The sequence below is a fragment of the Flavobacteriales bacterium genome, from assembly GCA_019694795.1.
GTDB lineage: Bacteria > Bacteroidota > Bacteroidia > Flavobacteriales_D > UBA2798 > UBA2798.
This window is the reverse complement of sequence record JAIBBF010000081.1, coordinates 1-8,754: the sequence shown is the minus strand read 5'-3', so window position 1 is coordinate 8,754 and position 8,754 is coordinate 1. Positions and strand designations below refer to the sequence as shown.

General features: G+C 41.4%; 9 protein-coding genes. 1 reads left to right on the top strand and 8 read right to left on the bottom strand.

Annotation, left to right across the window (positions count from 1 at the left end; genetic code table 11):
* Positions 1 to 768, top strand: a 768-nt coding sequence (locus K1X56_14065) for a hypothetical protein (GenBank protein ID MBX7095843.1), incomplete at its 5' end; no start/stop codon positions are given.
* Between the two features lie 45 nt (positions 769 to 813).
* On the opposite strand, the gene K1X56_14060 is transcribed toward K1X56_14065, so the two are convergent.
* From K1X56_14060 to K1X56_14025, 8 genes are all read right to left on the bottom strand, one after another.
* On the bottom strand, positions 814 to 1,353 hold the full coding sequence (locus tag K1X56_14060; GenBank protein MBX7095842.1) for a CvpA family protein: 540 nt from the start codon (positions 1,351 to 1,353) through the stop codon (positions 814 to 816).
* A complete protein-coding gene (locus K1X56_14055; protein ID MBX7095841.1) occupies positions 1,353 to 2,360 on the bottom strand; it encodes a DUF4837 family protein in 1,008 nt (335 codons plus the stop codon). The genes K1X56_14060 and K1X56_14055 overlap by 1 nt, the downstream gene beginning before the upstream one ends.
* Positions 2,353 to 3,861 (bottom strand): LysM peptidoglycan-binding domain-containing protein, encoded by a 1,509-nt coding sequence (locus K1X56_14050; GenBank protein ID MBX7095840.1) that lies wholly within the window; start codon positions 3,859 to 3,861, stop codon positions 2,353 to 2,355. Before K1X56_14050 ends, K1X56_14055 begins: the two co-directional genes overlap by 8 nt.
* A gap of 203 nt (positions 3,862 to 4,064) precedes the next feature.
* Entirely contained in the window at positions 4,065 to 5,489 is a 1,425-nt protein-coding gene (gene gatA / locus K1X56_14045; GenBank protein MBX7095839.1) for an Asp-tRNA(Asn)/Glu-tRNA(Gln) amidotransferase subunit GatA, read from the bottom strand.
* 13 nt (positions 5,490 to 5,502) lie between these two features.
* Positions 5,503 to 5,697 (bottom strand): twin-arginine translocase TatA/TatE family subunit, encoded by a 195-nt coding sequence (gene tatA / locus K1X56_14040; protein ID MBX7095838.1) that lies wholly within the window; start codon positions 5,695 to 5,697, stop codon positions 5,503 to 5,505.
* 58 nt (positions 5,698 to 5,755) lie between these two features.
* Positions 5,756 to 7,069, bottom strand: a complete 1,314-nt coding sequence (locus K1X56_14035; GenBank protein MBX7095837.1) for a peptidoglycan DD-metalloendopeptidase family protein — start codon at positions 7,067 to 7,069, stop codon at positions 5,756 to 5,758.
* Entirely contained in the window at positions 7,053 to 7,880 is an 828-nt protein-coding gene (locus K1X56_14030; GenBank protein MBX7095836.1) for a DUF4292 domain-containing protein, read from the bottom strand. The genes K1X56_14035 and K1X56_14030 overlap by 17 nt, the downstream gene beginning before the upstream one ends.
* Positions 7,873 to 8,754: tetratricopeptide repeat protein (locus K1X56_14025; GenBank protein MBX7095835.1), on the bottom strand; the 882-nt coding region annotated here is incomplete at its 5' end. The genes K1X56_14025 and K1X56_14030, both read right to left, overlap by 8 nt.

Genomic DNA, 8,754 nt, shown 5'->3' with positions numbered 1-8,754 from the left:
GAAGTAGAGCAAAAAGTAAAATCCGATAATTTCGGAAATGCCAATGGCAACCAATACGATTTAGCCGTCGACGGTGCATTTGATGGTCAAACCATCGTTGTATTGCATTTGTACACCGGCGAGGGATTCGATTTTAGTTTACCAAAAGCAGCGCTACAGGAAAAAGGATTTTCGGTGTATCGTTATTTAAATGTTCCGCCTTCTCCAAAAGAATTAAAAGAAGCATTAGGAAAGGCGTGTCAACTTTGGGTTATTTCTTCCACTTCGCAAACGCTCAATGAAGAACATGCCAAAGTGATTAAGGAATTTTGGGATGCCGGTCACGGTGTTTACATCTGGGGCGATAATGACCCTTATCATGCCGATGCCGATTTCCTTTCCAATTATTTAATTGGTGCAAACATGGAAGGTTATTACATGGGTAATACGGTGGTGACCTTAAAAGACGAAAAAAGTGTTTCCGGTTTGCAACGCGATCATTTAATTACTACGGGACTCGAATACGTTTACGAAGGAATTACCATTTCTAAAATTCACGATAATAAAAATGTGTTGACTCCCCTCATCTGGTCGAGCGACGGAAATGTGGTTTCTGCTGTATATGAAAAAGACGGAAAACGATTAATTCTTGACGGAGGATTTACCCGTCTCTATGTAAACTGGGATACTGCCGGTACAGGACGATATGTTAAAAATGCCGCCGCCTGGTTGGTCAACTATGAAAAGTTTGGCGAGATGGTGGTGAGCGATAAAGTGAAAAAGAAATAATAACATTCAACAAAAAAAGAAAAGCCGTTCATAAAGCGGCTTTTTTTATTCTTCTGTTTTTTCCGTTTCAGATTGAATTTCCTGAATGGAATAGATCAATGAAATTTGTTCTTCCATTCCGGGCCAAACCAGCGCATTTAAATGGGTGAGGGGAGAATACAGCACCGATTTGCTGCGCCACTCCGGTTCTTTTCCGCTGCTACGATATACATAGGCATCCAGAATGGAAAATACTACAGCAGTAATTAACGTGAATTGAGCTAATCCGAAAAATCCGCCCGCCAGTTTATCGATGGAGCCCAGTAAAACAATTTTTGCGAGGCGCGACATCCATTTGCCGATAAAAAATACCAATGCACAAATAGCAATAAAACAAACAGAAAATGAAATCAGCGGAATGTATTCGCTATTGCTCTTGCTAATGGAAATAATAAACCCTGAAACCAGATCGCTAAACCAAATGCCTGCGTAGGTAGCCAATGCAAAAGCGATAAGCGTGGTTAAACTTAAAATAAATCCATTGCGAAAACCCAGCCAGGCTCCAATTAAAATGGGAATAAGAAGAATGACGTCAATAATGTGCATCAGGGAAAACTGAGCGAATAACAAACCGCTTCCATTTCTCTCAGGTATTCGCGTTTGTGAAATTTAGGAGCAAATACAAAACAATCTACCGTTACAATGCGGTTTCTTTTTTCATCAAACGTGCTCAGCGAAATAAAGGGACCTCCATAATAATCGTTCACCGTTTTATACAAACCGCGAATTTCTGCAGCGTATTTTCCGTTGAGCGAAGAGGCAAATAATTTCGGGTAATAGGTGCTGTCCGTTTCCGTACCCATGTACGATCCGTCGCTCGGACCCGGAACATAGGCTTTGCACATGGAGTCGCGCTTGGCAATGAGGTAAGAAAGCGTAAAGGTACTGTCGTCGGTATACGGATAGGAATAAATGAAAATTCCTTCGTCCACATCATGTGCTTCGCCGTTTACATATTTTATTCTGTCGCGCGTTATCCAAATAAAATCTCCATGATCTTCGGCAAGTCGGCAATCGCCGGGTAATACCAGTGATAGATTGTGTTTTTTTAGCAACTGATCGGATATGGAAGTTGAATTGTCCGATTTATGACGTGCAATCATTCGATCGCGTTCGGTGGTGTTGAACAATGAAATGATGCGGGATGATTCTTTACTGAATTCTGCAGCGGCCAGTTCTGGTGTTTCTGCAGTTATTTTTACCACAATCTGATCCGATGCCCAGATGTCTTTTAGATATTCTGTTTTTGAGCTGTCGTATTTAAGTCCGACTTCAAACAAAATAATGTTGCGGTGACCCTTCACGATTTTTGAAAAACCGTCGTGATCGTATTGACCGATGTTGAATAAATATTCTTGTTGCGGTAAACCGGGTTGTACATCTTCCAGGTACCAGCGCGCTGTATCACCCAGTGCACCGTTCCAGTAATTATCTTCCATAATAACAATCAGCTCGCCCGAAAGTCCGCTCGATGCCATTTTATAAGTAGATCCTGATTCGCAGGAAGAAAAAAGAATTAAAACGAAAGCGAGAAATGAAAGATGTTTAGCCATTGCCCTTAACAGGAATTTTAAGTTTCTGACCGGCTTGTAGTCCGTTTCCTTTGAGATTGTTGTACTGTTTAATCTCTTCTACGCTAACTCCGTATTTATTGGCAATGTTCCAAAGCGAATCGCCGCTTTTTACTACATAGGTTTTAGTCTGTGCAGTTTTGCTTCCTGTTCCGGTAGTTGTTTTGGTAGAGGTGGGATTACCGTTGGTCTTTTCGCTAGAAACGTTGTTCTGTGCAATATTATTGTTATTCTGTTCCGTCACTGTAGGAGAGGCATCTCCCGGATGGAGAACGAGACGTTGTCCTTTCGAAACGCTGTTACTTTTTAAATTATTCCAGCGCTTAATATCTGCAACACTAACACCGTATTTGCTAGCGATGGTGCTCAGGTATTCGCCGCTTTTCACTACGTGAATTTTTTGAGAGGCAATTACCTGCTCCATATCCGGACGCATCTTATGGCGGTAAATGGTATCTTCATTGGCAAGAAAATCGCCTACTAAATCTTTGGGTAAATACAGATATGATTTTTTTCCGTCGATTTTGGGAATGACATTGGTTTTGTAAACCGGATTTAAAAATTTCAATTCATCCATGCTGATTCCGAGAATGGCTGAAATGGAGGTCATATCCAGTTCTTTTTCTACCACCAGTGTATCGTATTCAAAATAACGCATGCGTGGTTCAACGGGATACATATTGTGTTCGGTGGCGTAACTGAACACATAATTCACACCGATAAATGCAGGTACATATCCTTGCGTTTCTTTCGGGAGGTAATTGTAAATTTCCCAATAAGTGGTTTTTCCGCCGGAGCGACGAATAGCGTTGTTTACTGTACCCGGACCTGCATTATAAGCTGCTAAAGCCATATTCCAGTCCTTGTACAAACCATGCAGGTATTTCAAATATTTACAGGCAGCCTCGGTTGCTTTAATCGGATCACAGCGTTCATCGATCATGGAATTCACTTCCAAGCCAAAAAGTTTACCGGTAGGCAGCATAAATTGCCACAATCCCATGGCACCTGCCGGTGATTTAGCTTTGGGATTTAAAGCAGATTCTACAATCGGAAGATATTTAAGTTCATGTGGAATTCCGTATTTATCGAGCATCTGCTCAAACATCGGGAAATAGATATCGGTCATTCCCAAAATCACCTGCGAGTACTTTCTGTAACGAAAAGCGTACAGGTCGATATAAGCCTGAACTTTGTCGTTATAAATAAACTCCATTGGTGTTTTCTGATCCAGTTTTTTGATGCGCTGGCGATAAACGCTTTCGGAATAGCGCGGAACTGAATCGGCAGGAAAATTGTATTTGTTATTTCTGTTAGCCGTGAATTTATTGCTCTCGAGAAATTTTAAGGTGGTCAGACTATCGATCATCGCAACGATCGGATCATCTTTTCTGATTCGTAAGGTGTCCCCAGATTCACCCACAGCGGCCTGGACAGAACCAGACACTACAAACACCACAAAAAGGACTAATAGCTTTTTCATCACAACCCGGTTTTAATTGTTTTACCTGTTTTGAAGCAAAAAGTTCCTTGCAGGTCCTTTTTACGGGACGTGAATATAGGAAATTATATCAACACTTGTTCATAACCCTTCGTCATAAATATCACCCGTAAAGGGTGAACAGGAAATGCAAACAAATGTGATTTACAGAGAATTAAAAGATTTACCGAAAAATCTAAATCCGTTTATGCCAGCTCTTTTTCCAGTTTAGCAGAGAAAGCAAGCAGTTCGGCTTCTTTAAAATCATCGGCCATCAGTTGCAGGCCAAAGGGCATTCCTTTGCTGTTTTTGCCACAGGGAATACTGATGGAAGGAACACCGGCGAGGTTGGATTGAACCGTGAAAATATCTTCGAGGTACATTTCCACCGGATCCTTGCTTTTTTGTCCGAATTCAAATGCTGCATTCGGTGTGGTTGGCGTAAGAATAAAATCGTAGCTCTTTAGAATTTCGCGTGTTTTTTCGCGAATGATGCGACGAACTTTTAATGCTTTGGTATAATAGGCATCGTAATAACCGGCGCTCAATACAAATGTCCCCAGCATTATCCGGCGTTTTACTTCTTTGCCAAAACCTTCGGTACGCGAATAACGATAGGTGTTTTCCACATCACTGCTACGTTCACTGCGGTAACCGTAGTGTACCCCGTCGTAACGGGCAAGATTACTGGAGGCTTCTGCTGTGGTAAGAACGTAATAGGTTGGAACCAGGTAATCGAGATATGGAAAATCTACGGCCTCTACGGTGTGACCATCCGCTTTGAGTTGCGCAATCAGTTGTTCAACGGAAGATTTTACTTCGGGATTTAATCCTTCACTCTCGAGGCATTCGCGGATATAGGCAATTTTGCTTTTTCCGTTTGCATTTAATGCATTGGAATAAGCGGGAACTTCACGGTGACTAACCGTGCTGTCATATTCATCTCCACCGGCAATTACTTCGAGCAGTAAAGCGGCATCTTCAACATTTTGGGTAATGGGACCAATCTGATCGAAAGAAGAAGCATAAGCCAGCAATCCGTAGCGCGATACGCGTCCGTACGTCGGTTTTAATCCCACCGTTCCGGTGAAGGAAGCAGGTTGACGAATAGATCCTCCGGTATCGGAACCGAGAGATGCTGTACATAAATCGGCAGCAACCGCACAGGCAGATCCTCCCGAAGAACCACCGGGAACACAATTTTCATTGAGCGGATTTAATACTTTTCCGTAATAGGAAGTTTCATTGGAAGAACCCATCGCAAATTCATCGCAGTTGAGCCGACCAATAATAATCGCATCTTCCTGAAGTAATCGCTCTGTAACTGTTGCGCTGAAAAGCGATTCGAATCCTTCTAAAATATGAGAGGAGGCAGATACTTTATGTCCTTTGTAACAGATGTTATCTTTTAAACCAATCACCATTCCCGCTAGTTTACCAGCAGTGCCGGCGGCGATTTTTGCATCTACTTCTCTTGCCTTTTCCAATGCAGATTCGCGAAACACTTCAATAAAAGCATTGAGATGTTTTTTTTCTTCAATACGTTTCAGATAGCTTTCGGTAATGGCAACAGCAGTTGACTTACCCGAACGTAAATCGTTACGGATTGCGTTAAATCCTTTGGAAGACATGGTGAAGTAAAAATTAGTTTCCTGTACCGGTATTGGTAGGAGTGTTTTTGTCTTCGCCTTTAGAAGCGTCTTTGAATTCCTTGATTCCCTGACCAAGTCCTTTCATCAATTCAGGAATTTTTTTACCTCCGAAAAGAAGTAAAACAACAACTACGATGAGAATTACCTGCCATGGGCCGATAGAACCTAAAAGAATGGGTTGATACATGATATGAATGTATTGGTCCGCCAAAAATACGGAAATATCCTATATGAACCGAAAAGGCTTAATTTTTATATAACCAGCTCAGTGGGTTCTGCTTGAGCATATCCTCTTCGGTAATCTTCCAGATTTCGAAATGGGCTTCGGAAACGTTTCCATCACCAGGTAAGAGGGTGCCGATTTCCTGCTTCGTTTTAATTTTTTGTCCTTTTACCACCGAAACCTCTGCCAGATTACCATACACTGTGCGGTAGGAACCATGGGAAACAATCACCACTTTTCCTGCTCCGGAAATGACCAGAATACTGGAAACGGTTCCCTCGAAAACAGATCTCACTTTTGCATTTCGTGGCGTACCGATATCGATTCCGTTGTTGTTGGTAACGCATCCTTTGAGTGTTGGGTGCGGATTGGTTCCGAAATATTCGGTCACCTCACCTTTTTCCACCGGCCATGGAAGAGATCCTTTATTGTTTTCGAATTTTGTCGACTCCGGATCATTGTCGGGTGTAGCACCGTCGAATGTTTTTTTATTCGTTGTAGGTTCTGTTTTATTCGTTTTACCTGTGTTGTTGTTGCTGGTGTTATTTCCTTCCGCCTTTTTGCGTTCTGCTTCCTTGCGTTTACGTTCTTCTTCCTGTTGTTTACGGATTTCTTCTTCGAGGGCTTTTTTTATCTGCCGGGCAATCTGACGTTTTTTCTCTTCTTGATCGTCGAGCACGGCTCTTAATTTTTTCTCTTCTTTTTGCAATTCAGAAAGCGCTTGTTGTTGTTGCTCTTTGTCCTTCAGAAAATTTTCTTTTTCCTGTTCCTGTTGTCCAACGAGTGATTCTTTTTGAACCCTTTGGTCAGAAAGTGCAAGATTTTTTTCGGCTAGTTCATCCTGCGTGTTTTTGATCATTTCTACCTGGCGTTTTCTGGAATCGCCATATTGCTTAAGGTATTTTACGCGAAGAAAAGCCGTGTTAAAATCGCGGGCTGCAAATACAAATAATAATTTGTGATAGGTGTTACGGTGCTTGTAAGCATAAAACACCATCGAAGAATATTGTTGTTTCATCCGCACTAAATCTTCTTCCAGTGCTTCAATTACACTTTTGTTTTCTTCAATTTGCTGGTTCAGCCGGCGTACCTGCGAAGAAATGTTGCTGATGAGTTCTTCGCGGTAATTGATTTGCGAATTAATAATAGCGAGTTCGGCAATAGAAATCCGTTGCTTGTTTTTGGCAGCGCCGATTAATTCTTTGGTGTTTTTAATTTTTTCCTCCAGTTCGCGTTGCTTTTGCTTGAGTTTTTCTGAATTTTTTTGCGCAAAGGCAGGTTGCAGACTCAATGCAAGAAAGAGAAGAATGCTTACTATTTTATTCCATTTTTTCATAACCTTCGGGAATCTTAAACGGAAATTCTGTGAATTCGTTCACTTTTGTACGTGAAAATTTTAACTCGATATGGGCTTTTTTGCCCGGAGCGCTTGCGTTAATGTGAATTAAAGAAGGAACCAGTAAAGAGTCCGACATCTCATATTCCAGGTAATCTACCTGCAATTCGGTGGTGTCGCTCAGGTCGTTGATGATGGTTCGCGCGGGACGAAAACTGCCTGGATTGATCCAATAGCGATAAATAAAAGGTTCCTTTTTTTGAATACGTTCATTGTCGAAAGCCTTCTTCAATTTTCGTTTTCCCACGGTTGAAATGAAATAATACGAAGTATCTTCTTTGGTTTTGTATTTAGCGGTAGGATCGAAATTAATCAGATTGCCCACCAGTAAGTCCTGCAACATGAAATAATCCAGCTCGGTATTAAACATGGCATTGATATAATCGAAAGTTCCCAGAAAATATTCTTTATCCATTTTATTTACGAATTTCATGGAGTCGGTGGTGATTAATGCATTGGCACCAACAAAACTCGCCACCGTAAATGTCATCCAAATAGCAGAGTCGGTCCGGATTTTTAAATGCGTTTTAAAGGATTTGGAGTTGTCGCCGAAACTGACATCCGTCGCTATCCGGGTGGTAAAATATTCGAAGCTGAAACAATGTTTGCTGATGCTGTCCAGCAATTTGGCAGTCGATAAATTTTCAACTTTTCCATGCCGGATAATTCCTTTGCTGTTTTTACAGGAAGCAAAATAGAAGGACGCCAGTGTAGCAATGAGAATGAATAAGGAGAAGGGACGATTATTCATAATATTTTTTGTCGCGGATTTTTCTGTCGATGATATCAGAAGTTCCCGTTTTTTCTTTGGCTTGTTTCCAGTAATTCACCGCTTCATCGGTGCGGTTGAGATGATACAGGATATCGCCGTAATGTTCAAGAATGGTGCCACTGTTATTGCCACCATGCGCTAATGCTTTTCGCATCCAGATTTCTGCATCGGCATATTTGTTTTGCTGAAACAATATCCATGCATAAGTATCTTCGAAAGTGGATTGATCCGGTTGCAGCTCATTGCTTGTTTTCGACATCGCTGCTGCTTTATCCAGATTTACTTTTCGTACGCTGAGGTAGTAAGCATAATTGTTAAGTACGTACACATTATTCGGATCAATCTTTAACGCTTCTTCGTACGATTTATCACTGTTAACATGATCACCCGTTTTGTGGTAACTGTCGCCCAGCAATTGAAAAAACTCAAAACGCAATTCGCGGTTATCGAGCACTAAATCTTTTCCTGCATTTAAAGCATCAATCGCCTCGCTGTATTTTTCAGTCTGAAAAGCGCCGAGTCCGTGGTAATAATACAATATAGCTTGCGTTGGAAATAAATCGAGCGCTGTTTTACTTTCTGCATACAGCGATTTATAATCGTTCAATTGGGCGTCCAGAATAAGCACCTGATTCCAGATGAGGTACACATTTTTATCTTGTTCAAGCGCTTTGCGGAATTTTTCGCGCGATCCTTCGTAATTTAAATCTCTGCCCAGAAAATCGCCATAAATACTCCACGATTTTGCTTCTGAAGGATGAGCGATCACTAAAATATCGAGCAGTTCATACGCTTCTTTGGTTAATTGTGCATCGCCGGGACGATCATAATAATCCATCAGGATTTTCATTTT